Origin of the sequence: Streptomyces tendae (genome assembly GCF_014650435.1) — a bacterium.
GTDB lineage: Bacteria > Actinomycetota > Actinomycetes > Streptomycetales > Streptomycetaceae > Streptomyces > Streptomyces tendae.
Genome location: NZ_BMUY01000004.1, coordinates 461,151 through 483,516 on the forward strand (window position 1 = coordinate 461,151; position 22,366 = coordinate 483,516).

General features: G+C 72.8%; 18 protein-coding genes. 9 read left to right on the forward strand and 9 right to left on the reverse strand.

Annotated features, from left to right (window positions below):
• The first annotated feature begins 5 nt into the window (after window positions 1-5).
• The 3 genes from IE258_RS14110 (at window position 6) to IE258_RS14120 (ending at window position 3,658) form a co-directional block, all read left to right on the forward strand.
• Complete coding sequence (locus tag IE258_RS14110) at window positions 6-770, forward strand: sulfite exporter TauE/SafE family protein (protein WP_189743343.1); 765 nt, start codon at window positions 6-8, stop codon at window positions 768-770.
• A 112-nt stretch (window positions 771-882) separates the two neighbouring features.
• Window positions 883-2,337, forward strand: coding sequence for a basic amino acid/polyamine antiporter (locus tag IE258_RS14115; protein ID WP_189743345.1), 1,455 nt, complete (start codon window positions 883-885; stop codon window positions 2,335-2,337).
• A gap of 58 nt (window positions 2,338-2,395) precedes the next feature.
• The gene (locus tag IE258_RS14120) at window positions 2,396-3,658 is read left to right on the forward strand and encodes an arginine deiminase (RefSeq protein ID WP_189743347.1); all 1,263 of its coding nucleotides are present in this window, start codon (window positions 2,396-2,398) and stop codon (window positions 3,656-3,658) included.
• A gap of 11 nt (window positions 3,659-3,669) precedes the next feature.
• Here IE258_RS14120 and IE258_RS14125 read toward each other — a convergent pair whose 3' ends face one another.
• Window positions 3,670-3,954, reverse strand: a complete 285-nt coding sequence (locus tag IE258_RS14125; RefSeq protein WP_127894124.1) for a hypothetical protein — start codon at window positions 3,952-3,954, stop codon at window positions 3,670-3,672.
• A gap of 285 nt (window positions 3,955-4,239) precedes the next feature.
• Here IE258_RS14125 and IE258_RS14130 point away from each other — a divergent pair, with 285 nt between their 5' ends.
• Window positions 4,240-4,698: a hypothetical protein gene (locus IE258_RS14130; protein WP_189743349.1), complete on the forward strand. Its 459-nt coding sequence runs from the start codon at window positions 4,240-4,242 to the stop codon at window positions 4,696-4,698.
• Between the two features lie 21 nt (window positions 4,699-4,719).
• Here IE258_RS14130 and IE258_RS14135 read toward each other — a convergent pair whose 3' ends face one another.
• Window positions 4,720-7,095: a glycoside hydrolase family 65 protein gene (locus IE258_RS14135; RefSeq protein ID WP_189743351.1), complete on the reverse strand. Its 2,376-nt coding sequence runs from the start codon at window positions 7,093-7,095 to the stop codon at window positions 4,720-4,722.
• Window positions 7,092-9,482 carry a phosphoketolase family protein gene (locus IE258_RS14140; protein WP_189743353.1) on the reverse strand — a complete coding sequence of 797 codons (2,391 nt, stop codon included), beginning with the start codon at window positions 9,480-9,482 and terminating at the stop codon, window positions 7,092-7,094. The genes IE258_RS14135 and IE258_RS14140 overlap by 4 nt, the downstream gene beginning before the upstream one ends.
• A 430-nt stretch (window positions 9,483-9,912) precedes the next feature.
• Here IE258_RS14140 and IE258_RS14145 point away from each other — a divergent pair, with 430 nt between their 5' ends.
• Both IE258_RS14145 and IE258_RS14150 read left to right on the forward strand, forming a co-directional pair.
• Window positions 9,913-11,295 carry an MBL fold metallo-hydrolase gene (locus IE258_RS14145; RefSeq protein ID WP_189743355.1) on the forward strand — a complete coding sequence of 461 codons (1,383 nt, stop codon included), beginning with the start codon at window positions 9,913-9,915 and terminating at the stop codon, window positions 11,293-11,295.
• Entirely contained in the window at window positions 11,292-12,035 is a 744-nt protein-coding gene (locus IE258_RS14150; protein WP_189743357.1) for a sulfite exporter TauE/SafE family protein, read from the forward strand. Before IE258_RS14145 ends, IE258_RS14150 begins: the two co-directional genes overlap by 4 nt.
• A gap of 56 nt (window positions 12,036-12,091) precedes the next feature.
• On the opposite strand, the gene IE258_RS14155 is transcribed toward IE258_RS14150, so the two are convergent.
• A complete protein-coding gene (locus IE258_RS14155) occupies window positions 12,092-12,370 on the reverse strand; it encodes a metal-sensitive transcriptional regulator (protein WP_003978241.1) in 279 nt (92 codons plus the stop codon).
• 97 nt (window positions 12,371-12,467) lie between these two features.
• Between IE258_RS14155 and IE258_RS14160 the strand changes: the two genes are divergently transcribed.
• The 3 genes from IE258_RS14160 to IE258_RS14170 all read left to right on the forward strand — a co-directional run bounded on the left by IE258_RS14160 (window position 12,468) and on the right by IE258_RS14170 (window position 15,441).
• A complete protein-coding gene (locus IE258_RS14160; RefSeq protein WP_189743358.1) occupies window positions 12,468-13,052 on the forward strand; it encodes a rhodanese-like domain-containing protein in 585 nt (194 codons plus the stop codon).
• 81 nt (window positions 13,053-13,133) lie between these two features.
• The gene (locus tag IE258_RS14165; RefSeq protein ID WP_189743360.1) at window positions 13,134-13,775 is read left to right on the forward strand and encodes a TetR/AcrR family transcriptional regulator; all 642 of its coding nucleotides are present in this window, start codon (window positions 13,134-13,136) and stop codon (window positions 13,773-13,775) included.
• A 94-nt stretch (window positions 13,776-13,869) separates the two neighbouring features.
• Window positions 13,870-15,441: an MDR family MFS transporter gene (locus tag IE258_RS14170; RefSeq protein ID WP_229892107.1), complete on the forward strand. Its 1,572-nt coding sequence runs from the start codon at window positions 13,870-13,872 to the stop codon at window positions 15,439-15,441.
• An 86-nt stretch (window positions 15,442-15,527) separates the two neighbouring features.
• Here the strand turns inward: IE258_RS14170 and IE258_RS14175 are convergent, their stop codons facing one another.
• The 5 genes from IE258_RS14175 to IE258_RS14195 all read right to left on the reverse strand — a co-directional run bounded on the left by IE258_RS14175 (window position 15,528) and on the right by IE258_RS14195 (window position 22,316).
• Window positions 15,528-16,532: a twin-arginine translocation signal domain-containing protein gene (locus IE258_RS14175; protein ID WP_189743364.1), complete on the reverse strand. Its 1,005-nt coding sequence runs from the start codon at window positions 16,530-16,532 to the stop codon at window positions 15,528-15,530.
• Between the two features lie 42 nt (window positions 16,533-16,574).
• Entirely contained in the window at window positions 16,575-17,855 is a 1,281-nt protein-coding gene (locus IE258_RS14180; RefSeq protein WP_189743366.1) for a TRAP transporter large permease subunit, read from the reverse strand.
• A gap of 3 nt (window positions 17,856-17,858) precedes the next feature.
• Window positions 17,859-18,491: a hypothetical protein gene (locus tag IE258_RS14185; protein ID WP_189743368.1), complete on the reverse strand. Its 633-nt coding sequence runs from the start codon at window positions 18,489-18,491 to the stop codon at window positions 17,859-17,861.
• The gene (locus IE258_RS14190) at window positions 18,488-20,617 is read right to left on the reverse strand and encodes a hydantoinase/oxoprolinase family protein (RefSeq protein WP_189743370.1); all 2,130 of its coding nucleotides are present in this window, start codon (window positions 20,615-20,617) and stop codon (window positions 18,488-18,490) included. Before IE258_RS14190 ends, IE258_RS14185 begins: the two co-directional genes overlap by 4 nt.
• Window positions 20,618-20,717: 100 nt before the next feature.
• Complete coding sequence (locus tag IE258_RS14195) at window positions 20,718-22,316, reverse strand: FAD-dependent oxidoreductase (protein ID WP_189743372.1); 1,599 nt, start codon at window positions 22,314-22,316, stop codon at window positions 20,718-20,720.
• Window positions 22,317-22,366: the final 50 nt, after the last annotated feature.

A 22,366-nucleotide genomic window follows, 5' to 3' on the forward strand; every position in this document is an offset into this window, starting at 1 on the left:
CGGTGATGTTCGGTGCGAGTGTGCCCGTGCTGGTGGCGCTGGGGCTGCTGGGTCTGGTCGGCGGGGTGGGCATCACCGCCGTCGGACCGGGCGGGGTGCTGCCCACCATCGGTCTGTTCGCCCTCACCGGTCTGACGCCGGCGGAGGTGGCCGGGACGGCCATCGTCACCCATGTCGCCACCGGCGTGCTCGCGACCGCCGCCTACACCCGCTCGGGGCAGCTGCGCGAGCCGGCGACGCGGCGCACGGCACTGGTCCTCGCGGTGAGCGCGGTCGTCGGTACCCCGCTCGGCGTCCTGGTCAACTCCTATGTGTCGAAGCGGATGTTCGGGCTGGTGCTCGGTGTGTTCGTGGCGGGTGTGGCGGGTCTGGTGTGGTTCCGCGAGCGTCGCCGTCCGGCCGCCCCGCGGGCGCACCCGTCGACGGCGGTGGTTGCGGGGCTGGGCTGCGGGGTGGCCGTCGCGGCCGGAATCGTCGGCATCGGCGGACCGATGCTCACCGTGCCCTTGCTGGTGGCCCTGGGTGTGCCCGTGCTGGAGTCCCTCGCCGCGGCGCAGGCCCAGTCCGTCGTCATCGCGGGGGTGGGGACGCTGGGTTACGTGGCCCAGGGGGCCGTCGACTGGCCGCTGGCGGTGCTGGTCGGTGTACCCGAGCTGGCGGGGGTGCTGCTGGGCTGGCGGATCGCGCACGCGCTGCCCTCGCGGCAGCTGAAGTACGCCCTCATCGTGACGCTGTTCGCGCTCGCCCCGTACCTCGCCCTGCACGGTTGACCGGCCGCACCGGCCCCGCGCTCCCCGGCCGAGCGTCGAAAACGAACAAGATGCCCGAAGCCACCACATGTTGCACAGTGGTCACAATCGATCGGCCATCCGGAGGGACGGCATGTCGCAGGCCGCTGCTTCCGACGTCGACAGCGCAGCCCCGCACACGGCGAAGGTGGGACTGTTCACCCTGACCGCCATGGTCGTCGGGTCGATGGTGGGCGCCGGTGTGTTCTCGCTGCCGGGACGCTTCGCCGAGGAGACGGGCGTGGCGGGCGCGCTGATCGCCTGGGCGATCGCGGGCACCGGCATGCTGATGCTGGCCTTCGTCTTCCAGTCCCTCGCCGTGCGCAGGCCCGACCTCGACGCCGGCGTGTACGCGTACGCCAAGGCGGGCTTCGGCGAGTACCTGGGCTTCTTCGCCGCCTTCGGCTACTGGGCCAGCTCGTGTGTGGGCAACGTGACCTACTGGGTCCTGATCATGTCGACCGTCGGCTCGATCTGGCCGGAGCTGGGCGACGGGGACACCGCGGTGGCGGTGGTGCTCTCCTCCGCCGGACTGTGGGCGTTCTTCTGGCTGATCCGGCGCGGGGTGAAGGAAGCGACGGCCATCAACAGGATCGTCACGGTGGCCAAGCTCGTGCCCATCGTGTTCTTCGTCGTCCTGGCCCTGCTGTACTTCGACCCCGGGGTGTTCGCGGACAACTTCGGCGGCGCGGACTACGCCGGCTCCCTGTTCTCGCAGGTGCGCGGCACCATGCTGGCGACCGTCTTCGTGTTCCTGGGCGTCGAGGGCGCCAGCGTCTACTCCCGGCACGCCCGTCGCCGGTCCGACGTGGGCAGGGCGACGGTGCTGGGCTTCCTCAGCGTGTTCGCCGTCTTCGCGTCGGTGACCATCGTGTCGTACGGCGTCATGCCGATGGCCGAGATCGCCGACCTGCGCCAGCCGTCCATGGCGGGTGTCCTGGAGGCGGCCGTGGGCACCTGGGGGCGGGTGTTCATCAGCGTGGGTCTGATCGTGTCGGTCCTGGGCGCCTATCTGGCCTGGACGCTGATGGCGGCGGAGGTGCTCTTCGTCGCGGCCAAGGACGACGACATGCCGCGCTTCCTGCGCCGTGCCAACGCCGCCGACGTGCCGGTGCCGGCCCTGCTGATGACGTCGCTGCTCACCCAGGTGGTGCTGGTCGCCACCAGCTTCTCCAACGACGCCTTCGACTTCGCGCTCAACCTGACCAGCGCCCTCTCCCTGATCCCGTACCTGCTGGCGGCGGCCTTCGCGGTGCGGATCGGCAGCCGGGACGACCCGCGCACCGAGGGCGGCCGCACCTCGCGGCGCGAGCTGGTCGTCGGGGTCGTCGCCACGCTGTACACCGCGTTCCTGCTGTACGCGGCGGGCCTGAAGTTCGTACTCGTGTCCTTCATCGTCTACGCCCCGGCGACCGTCCTGTTCGTGATGGCCCGCGGGGAGCAGGGCCGTCGGCTGTTCTCGCCCGGGGAACTGGTCGTCCTGGCCGTGTCCGTGACCGGCGCGGCGGTCGGCCTCCTCGCCCTGGTGGCCGGGTGGATCAGCCTGTGACCCCCGGCCCCGTACGTCTCCCTTCCCCGCCCCGTACCGCATCCCTCAAGGAGGCCCTGTGACCAGCAACGACAACGCCGTGAGACCCGCGCTCGGCGTCCATTCCGAGGTCGGCAGGCTGCGCAAGGTCCTGGTGTGCTCCCCCGGCCTCGCACACCGGCGGCTGACCCCCACCAACTCCGACGAGTTGCTCTTCGACGACGTCATGTGGGTGGAGAACGCCCAGCGCGACCACGCCGCCTTCGTCGGTGAACTGCGCCGGCGCGGGGTGGAGGTGGTGGAGCTGCACGACCTGCTGGCGCAGATCATGGCGATCCCGGAGGCCAAGGCGTGGCTCCTGGACCGCAAGATCACCGCGAACCAGGTCGGCATCGGCCTCATCGACGCCACCCGCGCCTACCTGGAGACCCTCTCGCCGAGGGAACTCGCCGAGTACCTCGTCGGCGGCCTCGCCACCACCGACCTGCCCGAGGACTTCCGCTCCCCGCATCTCGCGCTGGCCCGCGAGTCCACCGGCGCCCGCGAGTACCTGATGCCGCCGCTGCCCAACACCCTGTACACGCGGGACACCACCTGCTGGCTGTACGGGGGTCTCACCCTCAACCCGCTGTACTGGTCCGCGCGGCACGACGAGACGCTGCTGATGAAGGCGATCTACACCTTCCACCCCGACTTCAAGGGCTCGAAGGTGTGGTGGGGCGACCCCGAGCAGGACTGGGGGCAGGCCACCTTCGAGGGCGGCGACATCATGCCGGTGGGCCACGGGGTCGTCCTCATGGGCATGAGCGAGCGCACCTCCCGGCAGGCCGTCACCCAGGTCGCCGCCGCGCTGTTCCGCAACGGCGCCGCCGAGCACGTCGTCGTCGCCGGGATGCCGAAGCTGCGGTCCGCCATGCACCTGGACACGGTCTTCACCTTCGCCGACCGCGACGTGGTGACCCTCTATCCCCGCATCATGGACGGGGTGCACACCTTCTCGCTGCGCCCCGGCGACCGGGCCCCCGGTTTCGACGTGGTCGACGAGGGGTCGACACCCTTCGTCGACGTCGTCGCCAAGGCTCTCGGGCTGCCGAAGCTGCGGGTGGTGGAGACGGGCGGCGACGCCTACGCCTCCGAGCGCCAGCAGTGGGACAGCGGCAACAACGCCGTAGCGGTGGAGCCCGGCGTGGTGTTCACCTACGACCGCAACACCCTGACCAACGCGCTGCTGCGCGAGGCCCGGGTGGAGGTCGTCACCATCGTGGGCGCGGAACTGGGCCGGGGGCGCGGTGGAGGGCACTGCATGACGTGCCCGCTGGTGCGTGACCCCGTCGACTTCTGACCTCCGCGCACTCAGCGGCAGAACCCGTACGCCTGCTCCAGCCACCGGTGCAGTGCCGTGTGCACGCTGCCGGGGAGCACGCTGAGCTGCTCGATGGCGGCCCGGTCCCCGGCGGAGGGCGCGATGCCGGCGGCGGTCAGCAGGGCGAGCAGGTCGAGGCGGCGCAGGTCGACGGGGTCGACGCGGCAGGGGACGCGCCGGGCGGGGTCGGGCGGCTGGAGCAGGAAGTCGCCCCGCGTGTCGCGGGAGCGCGAGTGCGTCGGGGCGGCGGCGGTCTCAGCTGTCGTCGGGTGCATACCGCGGTCCTCCACGTGAGGGGGCGCCCGGTCGGGTCGCCGTTCTTGACGGCATGAGACACCGGGGCGCGGACGGCGGTTGCGGGCCGTCGCGAGGACCACACGGGGGATGCAATCGGCGTCTTGTCGCACGAACCGGACGGCCCGGCCGACGCGCAGGTCGGCGCCCTCGGGGGCCCGGCCGCTGCTCCGTACGAGTGGTGCGTTCACGAACACGGTCGTACCGTCGGAACGGAGAAAAAGGGGCAAGCGGAGACAAGCGACCCCGAGACGGCGGGAGCAGACATGGGCAGGAACCCGATGAGGGCAGCGGTCACACTCTGTGCCGCCGCCGCGCTCGCAGTACCGCTGGGCACGGCCTCCGCCGCGCCGTCGGCGCAGCCCGCGGCACGCACCCAGCAGACGCAGGACCCGGTGCTGCTCGACTGCTCCGGACAGCCGCAGATCGGGCCCGAGGCGTACGTGCTCGCCTGCGGGGACGGCAACAGCCGCCTGGTCTCCGTGCGCTGGTTCCGCTGGGACGCGCAGGCGGCGGTGGGCCGGGGCACGAACGCCGTGAACGACTGCGACCCGTACTGCGCCGCGGGCGCCTTCCACTCCTACCCGGTGACCGTGCGGCTCGACATGCCGACGGGCGGGGAGCAGGGGACGGGACAGGCGCACTTCACCCGGATCACCCTGACCTACACCGACGGCAGGCCGGACGGCTCCCCCCGCACCGTGACCTACCCCCTGCCCGGCTGACCGGCCGACGGGCGGGCCCGGTCAGTCCGGCAGCACCAGTCGGCAGGTGTCGCCCGGCTGGAGGCGCACCTCGCGGTCCGGCAGCCGGACGTCGATCGGCAGCGGTCCGGCCGCGGGCACGGCGATCTCCAGCCGGCCGTGCTCCAGCCGGAACCGCACACCCCAGTGGCCCTGGTACCGCACGGAGAACCCGTACGACGACAGCTCCGGCAGCGGCACCGGATCGAGCCACAGGGCACCCGCGCGGGTCTCCAGGCCGGTCAGGCCGCGCTGGACGAGGTCGAGGGTGCCGGCCATGGCGCCGAGGTGGATGCCCTCGCCCGTGGTGCCTCCCTGAAGGTCGGCGACGTCGCCCTTGAGCGCCTCCTGGAAGTACGTCCATGCCTCGGCGCGGCGGGCGCGGGCCAGGATCCAGCCGTGGACGAGTCCGCTGAGGGTGGACCCGTGGCTGGTGCGGGCCAGGTAGTGGTCGACGGTGCGCTGCCAGGTCCGCTCGTCGAGGGTGTAGCCCAACCGCCGGAACAGCGACCGGAGTTCGGCCGGTGAGAACAGGTAGCCCAGCATGAGGACGTCGGCCTGCTTGGACGCCTGGTAGTTGTTGACGCTGTCGTTCTCGGCCTCCAGGACGCGGTCCAGGCGCCGGATGTCGCCGTACCGCTCGCGGTAGCCCTCCCAGTCCAGTTCGGCGAGGTCGCCGTACCCCTCGAACTGGCTGACGACGCCCTCGTGGAAGGGGACGTGCAGGGTGCGGGAGACGCTGTCCCACTGCTCCAGTTCCGCGTCGTCCAGCGCGGTGCGTTCGACGAGTTCGCGGCGGCGGGGTTCGGGCAGGTCGTCGAGGACCTCGAGGGTGCGGGACAGCACCCAGGCGGCGGTGACGTTGGTGTACGCGTTGTCGTCCAGGCCCGGGCGGTCGGCGCCGGGGTAGGCCTCGTGGTACTCGTCGGGGCCGACGACGCCCCGGATGCGGTGCCGCCCGAGCCGCTCGTCCCAGGTGGCGGAGTCGGCCCAGAAGCGGGCGATCTGCAGCAGCATCTCGGCGCCCTTGGTGTGCAGGAACTCGGCGTCGCCGCTGACCTCGCAGTACTGCCACACGTTGTACGCGATGGCGGAGCCCACGTGGTGCTGGAGGTGCGAGTGGTCGGGGAGCCAGCGGCCCGAGCGCGGGTTGAGGTGCAGCTGCTGGGTCTCCTCGCGGCCGTCGCTGCCGCTCTGCCAGGGGTAGAGCGCGCCGCGCCTGCCGATCGCGCGGGCCGCGGTCCCCGCCTTCTCCAGGCGGCGGTGCCGGTAGTGCAGCAGGGCCCGGGACACCTCGGGGAAGTGCAGGTTCAGGTAGGGCAGGACGAACAGCTCGTCCCAGAAGACGTGGCCGCGGTATGCCTCTCCGTGCAGTCCGCGCGCCGGTACGCCCACGTCGAGGTCGGCGGTGTGCGGGGAGAGCGTCTGCAGGACGTGGAAGAGGTGCAGGCGCAGGATGCTGCCCGCCTCGCCGGGGACGTCCAGTTCGGCGCGGCGCCACAACTGGCCCCAGGCGGTGCGGTGACTGACCAGCAGGTCGTCGAAGCCGGGGGCTCGGGCCACCCGGTCGACGGCGGCCTGGAGCGGGTCGCTGATCGCCGGGTCGCGCGAGGTGTGCAGGGCGACGACCTTGTCGACGGTGGCGGTGCGGCCCGGTTCGGCGCGCAGGGCGGCCCGCTGGGTGACGCACAGGTGCTCGCGGGCCGCGGTGACCGGCGCGTCCGCGCTGGTGCGGGCGGCCATGCCGATCCGGATGTCCGAGGTGCGGGTCCGGCAGCGCAGCCACACCGTGTCGTGGTCGGCGCTGTCGGTGTGCACGTGGGTGAGGTGGTTTCCGTCCAGGTCCCGGTAGCGCGGCACCCCGGAGTTGGTGACACCGCCGTCGAGGGCCGCCTCCACCTCCAGGTCCACCGGACCGCCCTCGACGGTGAACTCCGTGCGCAGGGCGGCGAGGTGGGGATCGGCCATGTGCACCATGCGCAGCTGGCGCACGGACAGCACGCGCTCCCCGTCGAGCCCGAAGCGGGTGAGGCGCTCCAGGACGCCGGAGTCCAGGTGCACGGTCTGGCGGTGGTCGAGCACCTCGGCGGTGTCCGGTGTGAGCCAGTCCCCGTCGGCGGGCCTGAAGCGCAGCGGCAGCCAGTTGGGGAGGTTGACCATGTCCTCGTTCTCGACCTCGCGCCCGGATACGGCGGAGGTGAGGCGGTTGTAGCAGCCGGCCACGTAGGTGCCCGGGTAGTGCGTGTCGTCGGAGCCGCACTCGGGCAGCGCGCCGCGGGTGGCGAAGTAGCCGTTGCCGAGGGTGCACAGGGACTCGCGCAGCCGCTCCTCCGCGGCGTCGTAGTGGTCGTAGTCCCAGGTCGACGGGGTCGCCGTCACCGCGAGTCCTCCCAGGTCCAGTCGGCGACCTCGGGCAGGTCCACGCCGTGCTCGCGGATCCAGTCGTGGTGCCGCAGCCGGGCGTCCTCCATCCGCTGCCGTACGGCGGCGGCGCGGACGGCGAGGCCGGGCACGCGGTCGATGACGTCCATGACCAGGCGGTAGCGGTCCAGGTCGTTGCCGACCACCATGTCGAACGGGGTGGTGGTGGTCCCGATCTCCTTGTAGCCGCGCACGTGCAGATGGGCGTGCCCGGTGCGGCGGTAGGCGAGCCGGTGGATCAGCCAGGGGTAGCCGTGGTAGGCGAAGATCACCGGTTTGTCGGCGGTGAACAGGCCGTCGTACTCGAAGTCGCTCATGCCGTGCGGGTGTTCGCCGCTGGGCAGCAGGCGGGCGATGTCGACGACGTTGACCACGCGCACGGCGAGTTCCGGCAGGTGGTGGCGGATCAGCTGGGCGGCGGCCAGGATCTCCTGGGTCGGCACGTCGCCGGCGCAGGCGAGCACCACGTCGGGTTCCCGGGTGCCGTCCTCGGTGCCCGCCCAGTCCCAGATCCCGGCGCCGCGAGCGCAGTGCGTCTTCGCCTGTTCCATGGTCAGCCAGTCGAAGCAGGGCTGTTTGCCGGCCACGATCACGTTGACGTAGTCGCGGCTGCGCAGGGCGTGGTCGGCGACGGAGAGCAGGGTGTTGGCGTCCGGCGGGAAGTAGACGCGTACGGCCTCGGGGCTCTTGTTGAGGATGTGGTCGACGAAGCCGGGGTCCTGGTGGGAGAAGCCGTTGTGGTCCTGACGCCACACGTGGGAGGTGAGCAGGTAGTTGAGGGACGCGATGGGCGCGCGCCAGGGCAGGCGGCGGGTCACCCGGAGCCACTTGATGTGCTGGTTGACCATCGAGTCGACGATGTGGACGAACGCCTCGTAGCAGGAGAACAGTCCGTGCCGGCCGGTGAGTAGGTAGCCCTCCAGCCAGCCCTGGCAGGTGTGTTCGGACAGGATCTCCATCACCCGGCCGTGCCGGTCCAGGTCCTCGTCGACGGGCAGTGTCCGCTCCTGCCACGCCTTGCCGCTGGCGGCGTAGACGGCCTGGAGGCGGTTGGAGGCGGTCTCGTCGGGGCCGACGAGGCGGAAGTCGCGCCGGTCGGTGGTGGCGTCCATGACGTCCCGGAGCAGGTCGCCGAGGACCCGGGTGGGCTCGTGCATGCTCGCGCCGGGTTCCTCGACGGGCACGGCGTACCTCTCCAGCGGGGGCACCGGCAGTTCGCGCAGCAGGAGGCCGCCGTTGGCGTACGGGGTGGCGCCGAGCCGGCGGGGCCCCTCGGGGATCGCGGCGAGGACGGCGGGCCGCGGCGCTCCGGCGTCGTCGAACAGTTCCTCGGGGCGGTAGGAGCGCAGCCACCGTTCCAGCTGCGCGAGGTGCTCGGGGTTGGTGCGTACGGCCGACAGGGGCACCTGGTGGGCGCGCCAGGTGTTCTCCACGGGCAGTCCGTCCACCTCGGCGGGGCCGGTCCAGCCCTTGGGGGTGCGCAGGACGATCATCGGCCAGCGGGGGCGTCCGGTGGCGCCCTCCTCGCGGGCCGCCCGCTGGATGGCGGCGATGCGGTCGAGGGCGGTGTCCATGGCGCGGGCCGTCGCGCGGTGGACGGCGGCCGGGTCGTCGCCGGTGACGTGGATCGGATCGTGACCGTAGCCGCGCAGGAGTTCGTCCAGCTCGCCCTCGGGGAGGCGGGCGAGCACCGTCGGGTTGGCGATCTTGTAGCCGTTGAGGTGCAGGATCGGCAGGACGGCGCCGTCGTGCACCGGGTCGAGGAACTTGTTGGAGTGCCAGGACGTTGCCAGCGGTCCGGTCTCCGCCTCGCCGTCGCCGATCACGCAGGCGACCACCAGGTCCGGGTGGTCGAAGGCGGCGCCGTAGGCGTGCGACAGCGCGTAGCCCAGCTCGCCGCCCTCGTGGATGGAGCCCGGCGTCTCGGGCGCCACGTGGCTCGGTACGCCGCCGGGGAAGGAGAACTGCTTGAACAGCCGGGCCATGCCGGCCGCGTCCCGGGTGATGTCCGGGTAGGTCTCGGTGTACGAGCCCTCCAGCCACGCGTTGGCCAGTACGGCGGGTCCTCCGTGGCCGGGGCCCCAGACGCACAGGGCGTCGAGGTCGCGGGCCTTGATCACCCGGTTGAGGTGGGTGTGGACCAGGTTGAGGCCGGGTGAGGTGCCCCAGTGGCCGAGCAGGCGCGGTTTGACGTGCTCGGGGCGCAGGGGTTCGGCCAGCAGGGGGTTGGCCATCAGGTAGATCTGGCCGACGGCGAGGTAGTTCGCGGCGCGCCAGTGGGCGTCCAGGCCGGCGAGCTCCTCGTCCGTGGGCTCGGGGGGCGCCTGCTGCGTGTCGACGGACATCGGTGGTCCTTCCGTGTCGGGACAGCCGGTCGGGGCGCGCGGGCACGGGGTGCCCGTGCACATCCCAACCCTGCGCCGACCGGGCGGGTACCCGAGAGGGCCGTTCGGGTCACGTGGTGTTCCGAACGGGTCACGGAGCGCCGGGGCCGCCGGGCGGCGGAGAGGAGGTGCCCGCCGGGCGGCGGTGCGTGACGAGAACAGCACGGCCGTCACCGGCGCCGACCCCGGTGTCGACCGTGCTGGTGCTGCGGATACCCCAACTTCGGCTTCGCACACCGCAGTTGCCGAGCCCCTGCGGAACGGTTCCCGGACGGTGCCCCGACGGGCCCACGGCACCTCGGGCACGGAGCCCAGCAATACCCCCCTGGGTATATCTGTTACGGTGGCCCGAGAGATACCCCGGGGGGTAATTCCGGAAGGAGAGCGTGTCGTGTTCTTTGTCGACGTCCTGGAGACCCGGTCACTGGGCAACCGCAGCTACCTGGCGGGCGGGCCGCACACGGCCGTGGTCGTGGATCCGCCGCGGGACATCGACCGCGTCATCGCCGCGGCCGCCCGGCGCGGGGTGCGGATCACCGCCGTCGCCGAGACCCACGTGCACAACGACTACATCACCGGCGGTCTGGAGCTGGCCCGCCTCACCGGCGCGCGCTACCTGGTGCCGGCCGGGGCGGAGGTGGCGTACGCGCGCGTGGCGGTGGCCGACGGCGACGTGGAGCCGGTCGACGCGGGGCTGGAGCTGCGCGCGGTGGCCACGCCTGGCCACACCCCGCACCACACCTCCTACGTGCTCCAGGAGGCGGGGCGGGCCGTGGCCGCCTTCACCGGCGGTTCGCTGCTGATCGGCACCGTGGGCCGGCCGGACCTCGTGGAGCCCCGGCTGACCGAGGAGCTGGCCCGCGCGCAGCACGCCTCCGCGCACCGTCTCGCGGACCAGCTCGAGGACGGGGTGAGCCTGCTGCCCACGCACGGCTTCGGCAGCTTCTGCTCCGCCACGTCCTCCGGCGGCGAGCAGAGCACCGTCGGCGCCGAGCGGGCCGCCAACCCGGCACTCGTCCAGGACGTGGAGACCTTCGTCCGCGAGCTGCTGTCCGGGCTGGACGACGTGCCCGCCTACTACGCCCACATGGCGCCGGTGAACAGCGAGGGGCCCGCTACCCTGGACCTGACCGAGCCCCGGCGCGCGGACGCGGACGAGATATCCCGGCGCCTGGCCGCGGGCGAGTGGGTCGTGGACCTGCGCTCCCGGGTGGCCTTCGCCGCCGGTCACGTCGCCGGGTCGGTCAACTTCGAGGTCGACGGACAGCTCGCGACCTATCTGGCCTGGCTGATCCCGTGGGGCAGGCCGGTGACGCTGCTCGCGCACAGCGCCGACGACCTGGCCCGCGCCCAGCGCGAGCTGGCCCGGGTGGGCATCGACCGCCCGGCCGCGGCGGCGGTGGGCTCCCCGGCCGACTGGGTCGCGCAGGGGGAGCGGCCGGCCTCGCTGCGGCGTGCCACGTTCGCGGAGCTGGCCACGGCCCGGCGGGACGACGCCGACGTGGTGGTCGTGGACGTGCGCCGGGACGCCGAACGCGCCCAGGGGTGGGTCAGGGGCAGCGTGCACCTGCCGGTCCACGAGATCCACCGGCGCCTCGACGAGGTGCCGCCGGGCACGGTGTGGGTGCACTGCGCGGGCGGGATGCGCGCGGGCATCGCGGCCTCCGTGCTGGACGCCGCGGGCCGCGAGGTGGTCGCGGTCGACGACGGCTTCGCCGCGGCCGCCGCGGCCGGACTCCCGGTCGTGACCTCCCCGGACGCCGGCGCCGCATGACGCCGCTGATCCTGGCCCTGCTCGCGGGTGCCGTGGCCGGTGTGTCCCTGGGCGCGCTGGGGGCGGGCGGCAGCATCCTCACCGTGCCCGCGCTCGTCTACCTGCTCGGCTTCACCCCGGCGGCGGCGACCACCGCGAGCCTCGTGGTGGTGGTCGTCATGTCGGTCACCGCGCTGGTCGCGCACGCGCGGGCGGGGAACGTGCGGTGGCGGGCCGGGCTGCTGTTCGCGGCGGCGGGTCTGCTGCCCGCCGCCGGGGCGGGCGCACTGTCCGCGCGGGTCCCGGCGGCGGTGCTGACGCTGCTGTTCGCGGCCGTGGCCGCCCTGGCCGGACTGCACATGCTGCACCGGCGCACACCGCGCGGGAACGGCACCGCCTCCAGGGCCCGGGCGGTCGGGGCCGGGGCGGGGCTCGGCGCGGTGACCGGGTTCCTCGGGGTCGGCGGCGGCTTCCTCGCGGTACCGGCGCTGGTGACCGTCCTCGCGGTGCCGATGAGCGCGGCGGTGGGCACGAGTCTGCTGGTGGTCGGGGCGAACGCACTGGTGGCCCTCGCGGGCCGGGCGTACACCGCCGTACACCTGGACCTCACCCTGCTCCTGCCGTTCCTGGCAGCCGCGGCCCTCGGGGCGTGGGACGGCAGGCGGCTGGCCGCCAAGGTCTCCGCCGGGACGCTGCGGCGCGTCTTCGGTGCCGTGCTGCTCGCCGTGGCCGTGGCGATGGGCGCGACGGCGGTGCTGTGACCCGGCGTGCGGGCCCGGTGCGCACCGCGCCTGGGGCGTGTCAGGCCGGGGACCTGTCAGGCCAGGGAGAGAAAGAGCTTCTCCAGCCGGGCCCGCATCTGCGCCGAGTCGCGCACCTCGGGGTCGTCACTGGTCATGCACTGCTGCAGTCCCGTGGCGATGATCGAGAACCCGGCCCGGTCCAGGGCGCGGGAGACGGCGGCGAGCTGGGTGACCACGTCCTCGCAGTCCCGGCCCTCCTCGATCATCCGGATGACTCCCGCGAGCTGGCCCTGGGCGCGCCGCAGCCGGTTCAGCGCCGACTTCAGTTCGTCGGCCGACATGTCGAGCTCCACGCTTCTCCCTCTCCTCCACCCGATACCTCACCGATCCCCACATACCCCCGCGGGTATCCTACCGCGGGGGGACGAACAACGAGAAAGGTTTCACTCCGTGATCACCCCCGCAGCAACCGCCACCACCCTGACCACCGGCCAGGCGGCGGCCCGCCTGGCCGAGTTCACCGTCGTCGACGTCCGCTCCCCCGGCGAGTACTCCGGCGGCCATCTGCCCGGCGCCCACAACGTCCCGCTGGAGCGCCTCGACGAAGCCGCCGACGCCCTGGCCGCGGCCGCCGCGCGCGGGCCGCTGCTGCTCGTGTGTGCCTCCGGGAACCGGTCCGCCAAGGGCTGCGCCCAACTGGCGGCGCGGAACGTGGCGGCGGCCACGCTCGACGGCGGCACGAGCGCCTGGGCGGCGGCCGGTCATCCCGTCGAGCGTCCGGCCGGGGCACGTACGCCGTGGCCCATGGACCGGCAGGTGCGCCTCGCTGCCGGGTCGCTCGTCGCCGCCGGCTTCGTGGCCGGACGCTTCTGGCGGCCCGCGCACTGGCTGTCCGGCGCGATAGGCGCGGGACTGGTCTTCTCCGGACTGACCAACACCTGCGGCATGGCCGCGGCACTGGCCCGGCTGCCCCACAACCGGCCCACCGGGGACGCCGCCTCCTTCGAGGAGACGCTGGCCCGACTGGCCGCCTGAGCCGCACCGACGACGGCGGGCGCCGATCCCTTCCGGGGGTCGGCGCCCGCCAATTTTGCATGTCGTGCATCTTTGCATACCATGCAACTTATGTCGGAGAAGGGTGCCGCGGGGGGCGGTCTGCGGGAGCGGAAGAAGCGGGCCACGCGTGCCGCTCTGTCCGAGGCCGCAGTGCGTCTCGCCGCCGAACACGGGGCGGAGAAGGTCACCGTCGAGGCGATCAGCGCCACGGCCGGGGTGTCCGTGCGTACCTTCTTCAACTACTTCGACAGCCGCGACGACGCCTTCGTCGTCATCGACGCGGACGCGGGCGCACGCATGCGGCGTGCCGTCCTCGACGCACCGGCCGATCTCTCCCCGCTGGCAGCCCTGCGCGAGGCCATGGCGGCGGAGCTGGCCGAGGCGGAACAGCAGCACGAGTTGTGGCGGCTGCACGCCGAGGTCCTGCACGCCTCGCCGCACCTCCTGGCGCGCGGCGTCGGGGCCCACATGGCGGCCGAGGCGGACCTGGCCGAAGCCATCGCCCTGCGCCTGCGCGGGGACGGCGGCACGGGCGGGGACGGGCCCGGGCTCTACCCGCGCCTGCTGGCCGCGGTGGCGGGCGCCGCGGTGCGCACCAGCATGGACCACTGGTCCGCCCACCAGGAGGAAGCCGCCTTCCTCGACGTCTTCCACGAGGTGTTCACCCTCCTCGCCGCCGGTCTCCCGGCACCCTCCGCGTAGCCTCCGCGCCGGGCTCGCGACCCACCAGGACCCACCACACGAAAGAGATGCCGTGACCGCTACCCAGGCGCCCGCCGACGCGCCTCCCACCTCGATGACCCACCGGCAGATACTCCAGGCCATGTCGGGCCTGATGGCCGGCATGTTCGTCGCGATCCTGGCCGGCACCGTCGTGGCCAACGCGCTGCCCACGATCATCGCCGACCTGGGCGCCAGCCAGTCGTCCTACACGTGGGTCGTCACCTCCGAACTCCTGGCGATGACCGCGACGGTGCCCTTGTGGGGCAAGCTGTCCGACCTCTTCAACAAGAAGCTGCTGCTCCAGCTGTCGCTGAGCATGTTCGTGATCGGCTCGCTGCTCGCCGGCTTCTCGCACGGAGTCGGACTGCTGATCTTCAGCCGGGTCGTGCAGGGCATCGGCGCGGGCGGTCTGACCGCGCTCGCCCAGGTCGTGATGGCCTCCGTCATCCCGCCGCGCCAACTGGGCAAGTACGCCGGCATCTTCGGCGCCGTCTTCGCCGTGGGCACCGTGGCCGGACCCCTGGTCGGCGGCGTCCTGGTGGACACCTCGTGGCTGGGCTGGCGCTGGTGCTTCTTCATCGGCGTGCCGTTCGCGCTGCTCGCCATCGCCCTGCTGCAGCGGACCCTGCGTCTGCCCACGATCAAGCGCGAGGCGCGCATCGACTGGCTCGGCGCCTTCCTGATCGTCGCCGGTGTCTGCGCCCTGCTCATCTGGGTGTCGCTGGCCGGCAACGAGTTCGACTGGGCGTCCTGGCAGACCGGTGCCCTCACGGTCGGCGGCGTGCTGCTGCTGGTCGCGGCGGTGTTCGTCGAGGCCCGCACGCCCGAGCCGGTCATCCCGCTCGGCATCTTCAAGAACCGCACGGTCACCCTGACCACCGTCGCCAGCCTGCTGGTCGGTGTCGCCATGTTCGGCGGGACGGTCTTCCTCTCGCAGTACTTCCAGATCTCCCTGGGCAAGTCGCCGACCGTCGCGGGTCTGATGAGCCTGCCGATGATCCTCGGCCTGCTGGTGTCCTCCACCGTCGCCGGACAGGTGATCAGCCGGACCGGCAAGTGGAAGCGGTACCTGGTGGCGGGCGCGTTGATCATGGCCGTCGGCCTCGCGCTGCTGGCCACGATCGACGCGAAGACCAACTTCGGCCTGCTCAGCCTCTACATGGCGATCCTGGGTGTCGGCGTCGGCATGCTGATGCAGAACCTGGTGCTGGCCGCCCAGAACGACGTGCCCGCCGCCGACCTGGGCGCCGCGACCTCGGTGCTGTCGTTCTTCCGCAGCATGGGCGGCACCATCGGCGTCAGCGTCCTCGGCGCCATCCTCGCCAACCGGGTCGCCAGTGAGACGGCCAAGGGACTCAGCGACGCGGGCGTCACCGTCCCCGGTGGTGGCGGCTCGGGCGAGGGCAGCGTCCCGGACATGTCCGCGCTGCCCGGACCGATGCGGACGATCGTCGAGCACGCCTACGCCGTCGCCACGGCCGACCTGTTCCTGATCGCCACGCCGTTCGCGGTGCTCGCGCTGGTCGCCGTCGTGTTCATCAAGGAGAAGCCGCTGAAGACCACCAGCGGCATGGAGCGCCTGGCCGAGGAGTCCGGCGAGGGCCCCACGGCGCCGACCGACAAGGACCCGGCGCCGGTCGCCTGAGGCAGGCACCCGGCGGAAAGACAGCGGGGCCGTACGTCCGATCCGGACGTACGGCCCCGCTGCCGTGTGCGGCGGCGTACCGGGGGTCAGCCGCGGGCCATGGCGATCGAACCCGCCAGCCGCTCCCCCGCCTCGTAGATCATGTACGGGACGCCGCGGTCGGTGCCGAAGGACGGGGAGGCCGCACGGCCGTTCTCCGGCGCCGAGGAGCGGGAGTTGTAGAAGACCCCGAGGTGGTCGCGTCGGGAGAAGTCGTTGCCGACCTCGGTGATCATCAGGTCGCCGCCGCTCTCCTTGTCCTTGTTGTAGACGACGTACGTGCTGTTGTTCCGGTGCAGCAGGTGCGGGCCGCCGACGTTGACCGCGCCGACGTCGCCGTGGCGCACCAGGGGCTCCTGGGCGAACGTCCAGGTGCGGCCGTCGGCGGACCAGCCCCAGCCGATGTCACGGTGGTTGGTGGTGTTGTTGACCATGAAGACCATGACGTAGTGCGCGCCGCGCGAGGGCAGTTCGTGCGGGAAGACCCGCGCGTAGGAGGTCTCGGTGGTGCCGGACGGCAGCATCGAGGTGTTCAGCACGACCTTGTCGTAGGTGAAGTGGATGCCGTCGGCGGAACGGGCGAGCCTGGTCGTGGTGTTCTCGCCGTGGAAGTACAGCCACATCTCCTTCCGGCCGGCGTGCCACATCACGTGCGGCGAGGAGACGTGGCTGACGGAGTAGTGCGGCGACCACTTGTTGGCGACGATCGGGTTGTGCGGGTACTCCGTGAAGGGGCCCTCCAGCGAGTCGCCGTAGGCCAGGCAGATGCCGCCGGGGGCGTCGTGCGGGGCGTAGTAGAGGTAGTAGCGGCCCAGCCGGCCGCTCGCGGGCAGCCGGTCGTAGACGCCCCGGACGGTCGGGAAGATGATCTCGCCGGTGGGGTTGTAGGCCAGCTTGGACGGCGTCAGCAGGGTGCGGACGTAGGTGTAGTCGGGGAAGCCGCCGGGTGCGGCGGAGGCGGTGGGCGCGGCGGTGGCGCCCAGTGCGAGGGCGGCGCCGGTGACGGCCGTGCCCTTCAGGAACAGACGGCGGTCGAGGTGCGGCTCGTGCATGTCGTCTCCTGGGTGAGGGGGGATGTCACACGTACGGATGTGTCACAGGTACAGGGCGGCGGTGACGCACATGCCGCCGAGGGCGACCAGCCACACGTAGGGCAGGGTGCGGACCATGACCTGCTGCGGGCTGACACCCGCGTACTGCGCGGCCCACACGGTCTGGGTGCTGGTGGGATCGGCGACGCCGAAGACCTGGTTGTACGAGGTGGCCATGCCGAGGACGGCGACGGCCGGGTAGATGCCGGTGGCGATGAGGACGCCCGCGATGCCCGCGCCGAGCCCGAACACGTTGAGCGGGCCGCGGTACAGGCACAGCGGCACCAGCACGGTGAAGACGATGACGAACAGCACCGGGTTCTGCGGGCTGACCGCCTTCATCAGCGGCTCCAGCGCGTCCACCGCGCCGGGGAGTTTGACGGCCGCGAGCAGGATGCCGATCGCCACGAACAGGGCGAGCGGCGGCGCGGCCACCTCGAAGCCGCCGTACAGGGTGCGCAGCAGCCGCTTGTTCATCTCGCCGGGCCGGGTGGTGGTGACCAGCGCGTAGAGCACACCGGCCAGCATCGAGGGGATGATGGCCACTTCCAGGCCGAGGGCCAGGACCAGCGGGATCACGGGGGCGAGCAGCGCGTACCAGGGCGCGTCCCCGAGCCGTTCGCGGCGCGAGGGCGGGCGCGCGGAGACCGACTTGAGCGACCAGGCGTGCTCGGTGCCGCGCCGCCGGTTCTCGATGACGACGTAGGCGACCGCGGCGACCAGGGCGAAGGGGAACAGCTTCACCATGAAGCCGCGGACGGTGTCGACCGGCAGGTCGAGCGCGGTGGAGAAGAACTGCCAGACGGGCAGCTCGAAGGGGACGCCGACCGCGATGCCCATCAGCACGGTGCCCGCGGCGGTCACCTTGGGCACGCCGACCGCGACCATCGCGGGGATGCCGATGATGCCGGCCAGCATCGCGGCCGGCGCGGAGCCGGTGACGGTGCCGACGAGTGCGGAGACGGCGAGGACTCCGAGGGCGACGACGGTGGGCCGGTCGCCGCCGAACTCGACGATCTTGCGGACGAGGGTGCCGGCGATGCCGGTCTCGTCGAGCAGCTTGCCGAGCCAGGAGCCGAGGATGATGGCGACCATCGTCGCCGCGAGCGCCGGAGCGCCCTCCTGGAGCACCGTGTCCAGGACGCTGTTCTTGCCCGTCAGGGGCGCGCCGGAGAGGAAGGCGATGACCACGGCCAGCAGCACCAGCGCGAAGGCGGTGGGGAGCTTGCGGGTGAGCATCGCGGCGACGCCGGCCGCCATGACGAGGAGGATGACGACACCCATGGGTCAGTTCTCTCTTCTTGCGTCACGTGCGGGTGGTGGGTTGCTCCCGTTCGCGGAGCCGGACCGGGCCTCGGCCTCGGCGGCCAGGGCGGCGGTCAGCAGCAGGGGGCTGCGGCCGAGTCCGCAGACGGTGCGGGCGTAGGCGTGCGCGGCCACCTCCTCGGCCCCGGCGACGTGGCCGGAAACGCGCAGCCGGCCCAGGTGCAGGGCGCTGTGGCCGAGGGCGCGCTTCAGGGCGGCCTTCGCGGGCCCGTGGTGGAGGTGGACGTGCACCGCCTCATGGGCGAGGGCGGCCGCCCGCACGGAGCCGGGCGGGTACCAGTCGCGCCAGCCGCGGACGTCGACGACCCGTTCGGCGAGGTCGATCGTGTCGGTGTACAGCTCGACGGTGGGCGGTCTGGAGGTGTACCGGGCGAGCAGCCCGAGTTCCAGTCCGCCGTCGCGCTCCACGATCCGCGCATCGCACGCGACGGGTGCGAGGGCGGAGCCGAACGCGTCGGCCGCCCGCGCCCACCGGCGCAGCAGCTCCGGGTCGCGGTGCTCGTGGGTCGGGGTGGCGGCCAGCAGCCGCACCGCCCACCCGATGTCGTCGGTGGCGGCGAGATCCGCCCGCGCGGGGGCGTCCTTGACGGTCATTCGCGCACCTCCAGTACGGCGACCACCGGTTCGTCGGCGGCGCGGGAGCGCAGTTCGCTGCGGGCGAGGGCGAGCAGCGGCTGCGGGTCCAGGACGCCGGAGAGGTCGGCGATGCGGGAGCCGAGCAGCAGCCGTACGGCGGGGGCGCGGACGCCTCCGTCGCCGTAGGAGGTGTTCTCGGTGACCAGCTTGGCGAGTACCTCGGGGGCGGCGGCGACGGTGGTCGCCTCGACCCGGGCGTCCGGCGCGTGGTGGCGGACGACCCCGTCGGCGTCGACCACCCGCACCGGGTGGCGGACGGGCCGGAAGCGTCGGTGGACCTCGGTGCCGTACACGGTGTGGGCCGGGGTGCCCGCGAGGACGTGCACCTTCGACGGGTCGGTCTTGAGGCTGGTGGCGGCCAGTCGCAGGCGTTCGGCGTCGTCGGCGCGGTGGGCCCGGTCCTGGGTGCGCAGTTCGGTGGCGCCGGTGGCGATGGCGCGTACGACGTTGGTCTGCGGGTCGACGGTGACCTCGACCTCGACGCCGTCGGCGGCGGCGCCCTGTTCGACCACGGCGCGCTCGGCCTCGGCGCGGACGGCGAGGATCTGCTCCTGGGTGGCGCCCGGCACGATCCGCTCGACCTGCTCGCGGACCAGCGCGAGGGCGACGCCGATGGGGCTGATGACCTCGTTGTGCTGTGCGATGCGGCCGGTCATGTCGGTGCGGGCGGCCAGGTGCGGGGTGACCGAGGCGGCACCGCCGCCTCCGCCGACCAGGACGGCGGTGTCGGTGTCGAGGCGGTACTCGCGTACGAGGTCGTCCACGACGGACTTCACCTGGTCGGTGCCCGCGTCCAGGAGCCGGGCGGCGGCGGTGTCCACGTCGGTGCCGAGGGCGGCGGCGAGCGGGGCCAGCGCGGCGCGGGCGGTGTCGGGGTCGGCGTGGGCGAAGTCGCCCTCGGGGACCCGGCCGAGCGCGTTGGCGGCGCAGGTCATGGTGAGGGCGAACCGGCCGCCGGCCGCGTCGAGGACGGCGTAGTCGGCGGGGTCGCCGGGCAGCGGGCTGATGGTGGTCAGCCTGGCGTCCCGCAGGTCGGCAGGGTCGGCGTAACAGGCGTACGGCAGCCCGGCGATGTGCGCGCTGCGCGGTCCGGTGCCGGTGACCCGGCCGCCGGAGACCCGCACCATGGAGCCGCCGCCGACGCCGACGGTGCGCACGTCCAGGGCGTTGAGGTAGGAGGTCCGGCCGAGCAGCACGGCGTGCCGTACCGCGACCTTGCCGCGCTTGACGACGCTGATGTCGGTCGAGGTGCCACCGGTCTCCAGGAACACACCCTCGCTGACGCGTTCCTGCATGAGCGCGCCGGCGACCCCGGCGGCCGGCCCGGACAGCACGGTCAGCAGGGGCCTGCGCCGCATCTCGTCCAGGGACATCACTCCCCCGTCGCAGCGCATCACCATCAGCGGCGCGGTGACGCCCGCCTTGGTGATGGAGGCGTCGACGAGGTCGGCGGTGGCCAGCATGCGCGGCAGGATCGCCGCGTTGACGACGGCGGTGCGGGTGCGCTTGCGCAGCCCGTACAGAGAGGTGATCTCGTGCGCGGCGGTGGTCGGCAGCCCGGTGGCGCGGGCCGCGTCGGCGACCGCCTCCTCGCCCTCGGGCCGGTCGACGCCGAAGGGCTCGCTGGCGACCAGCGCCTGGGCGCCCGCCGCCGTGAGCTGTTCGACGGCGGCCCGTACGGCGGGGGCGTCCTCGGGGTCGGGCACGTGGGCGTAGTGCAGCGGGAGCCGTTTGCCGGGGGTGAGTTCGAGTTTGGCGAGGGTGGCGAGCCTGCGGGTGAAGTAGGTCCCGCCGCCGGTGCCGATGCCGAGCAGGCCGACGGTGGCGACGTCGCCCTCCAGCAGGGCGTTGGTAGCCTGGGTCGTGCCGTGTGCCAGGAAGGCCACGTCGGCGGGTGCGTGTCCGGTCTGCGTCAGCAGCCGGTCGAGTGCCTCGACGATGCCGTGCGCGACACCGTCCTCGTGGTGGTGGCTCGTAGGGACCTTCACCTGGCCCACGAGCCGGAGCGTCGTGGCGTCGACCGCCACGGCGTCGGTGAAGGTTCCGCCCACGTCGATGCCGACGCGGATGCGGTGGGTTGTCATGTCCGGGCACCTCCTTGTGCTGGGTCGGTCCACGCGCGGGCGGTCACCGGGCGGGGCAGGTGGTGCTGCCCCGCCCGACTCCCGTCCCGCGCGGGGTCGTTCAGTAGCCCCTGACGTCGGGCCAGTGACGCTGTACGCCGTCGCGGTCGAGCACCCCGGCGAACTCCTCGAACCGCTTGTCCTCGGCCTGCACCTGGTGCGGCTCGACGTCCTCGGCGAGGCAGTGGGCGGCGAGGGCTCCGGCGACCTCGCCGATGTTCCACTCCACCGGGTGCAGGCGGTAGCAGCCGTTGGTGATGTGGGTGGTGCCCAGGTTCTTTCCGGCCGGCAGCAGGTTGCGCACCCGGCGCGGCACGAGCGCGCCGAGCGGTATCTCGAAGGGGACGGAGCCGATGTCGACGTAGCCGTCGCCGCCGGTGGAGGGGTGCAGGTCGATGCGGTAGTTGCCGACGCCCACGGAGTCGCGGTGGCGGGTGCGGCCGTAGGGCCCGAGCAGGTCGATGGAGACGTCGTGCTCGGTGACGGTGGTGACGGCCTTGATCCGGCGGGACTCGCGGACGTAGGCCGCCTTGGCGAGGCCGTCGGCGGTGCCCGTCACGTCGGGGCGCGGGCGCAGTCCGGGGAAGCCGGTGCCTCCGTCGGTGCGGGGCGCCTCGGTCTGCAGCCAGTACAGCACCGACAGGGACAACTGCCGTGCCTCGCGCAGGGCTTCGGCCTCCTGACCGATGTAGGGCTTGAGCCAGTAGTCGTTGAGCGGCCAGTTGACGAGGGTGATGTCGGAGTCGAAGGCGCCGTCGGTGTGCAGCTTGCGGGCGAGGATGCGGCGGAAGCCCCACAGTTCCTTGTCGCCCGCGTCCGCGCTCTGGTCGGCGCTGACGGCCAACGGGTCGAGGTCGGGGTTGGGCTCGAAGGTGCGCGGCACCGGTTCCAGGGTGCGCGGGTCGGGGGCCTCGAAGCCGAGCAGCGGTCCCGGCCAGAAGTCGGGCTTGTAGTCGCGCCAGAAGTCGTAGTCGGCGGGGCGGTCGATGGTGTGGTCCTCGCCCTTGTGGTGGGAGAGGGCGAAGCAGACCGTGATGCCCTGCTGGTTGCCCGGCTGGGCCTGGTCGGGGGCGTGCGGTTCGTCGAACTCGGCCCGGGACTCGGCACCGTTGACGTGCTCGACGCCCGCGAGGTGGAGCAGTTCGCCGGTCTCGGTGGCGTCCAGGACGTAGCGGGCGGGGACGGTGCGGCGGGTACCGTCGCGGAGGTCCTCCAGGGTGACGGCGCGCACGACATCGTTGTCGGCCTCGGCGGCCACCGGCCGGTGCTCGGTGAGGACGGTGAGCCGTCCGGCGGCCCGGTGCGGCGCGAGCATGCCCTCCAGCACGGCGAGGGCGACGCGGGGCTCGTGGCAGAGCTTGCTGACACGGCCGGCGCCGGGGTTGAGGTCGGTGAGGGCGGCGGCCTCGGCGCGCAGGGGGTACCACTGGCGGTAGTACTGGCGGATGCCCTCGCGCAGGCGGCGGTAGGTGGCGGTGGTGCCGAACTGTTCGACCCACGGGTGCTCGTCGGGCGGCACGGCCTGGCTGGTGAGCTGGCCGCCGATCCAGTCCGTCTCCTCGGTCAGGACGACACTGCGGCCGGCCCGGCAGGCGGCGAGGGCCGCGGCGACGCCGCCGAGGCCGCCGCCGACGACGAGGATGTCGGCTTCCGGTATCACGCTGCTGCTCCTTAGGTGGTGCGGTCGGTGCTGTGGGGGCGGTCGGTTCA

Coding starts and splice junctions, on each gene's coding strand:
- IE258_RS14110 (WP_189743343.1), top strand. CDS start 6: ATGTTCGGTGCGAGTGTGCCCGTGCTGGTGGCGCTGGGGCTGCTGGGT.
- IE258_RS14115 (WP_189743345.1), top strand. CDS start 883: ATGTCGCAGGCCGCTGCTTCCGACGTCGACAGCGCAGCCCCGCACACG.
- IE258_RS14125 (WP_127894124.1), bottom strand. CDS start 3,954: ATGCACCCGACGACAGCTGAGACCGCCGCCGCCCCGACGCACTCGCGC.
- IE258_RS14130 (WP_189743349.1), top strand. CDS start 4,240: ATGGGCAGGAACCCGATGAGGGCAGCGGTCACACTCTGTGCCGCCGCC.
- IE258_RS14140 (WP_189743353.1), bottom strand. CDS start 9,482: ATGTCCGTCGACACGCAGCAGGCGCCCCCCGAGCCCACGGACGAGGAG.
- IE258_RS14150 (WP_189743357.1), top strand. CDS start 11,292: ATGACGCCGCTGATCCTGGCCCTGCTCGCGGGTGCCGTGGCCGGTGTG.
- IE258_RS14165 (WP_189743360.1), top strand. CDS start 13,134: ATGCAACTTATGTCGGAGAAGGGTGCCGCGGGGGGCGGTCTGCGGGAG.
- IE258_RS14170 (WP_229892107.1), top strand. CDS start 13,870: ATGACCCACCGGCAGATACTCCAGGCCATGTCGGGCCTGATGGCCGGC.
- IE258_RS14175 (WP_189743364.1), bottom strand. CDS start 16,532: ATGCACGAGCCGCACCTCGACCGCCGTCTGTTCCTGAAGGGCACGGCC.
- IE258_RS14180 (WP_189743366.1), bottom strand. CDS start 17,855: ATGGGTGTCGTCATCCTCCTCGTCATGGCGGCCGGCGTCGCCGCGATG.
- IE258_RS14185 (WP_189743368.1), bottom strand. CDS start 18,491: ATGACCGTCAAGGACGCCCCCGCGCGGGCGGATCTCGCCGCCACCGAC.
- IE258_RS14190 (WP_189743370.1), bottom strand. CDS start 20,617: ATGACAACCCACCGCATCCGCGTCGGCATCGACGTGGGCGGAACCTTC.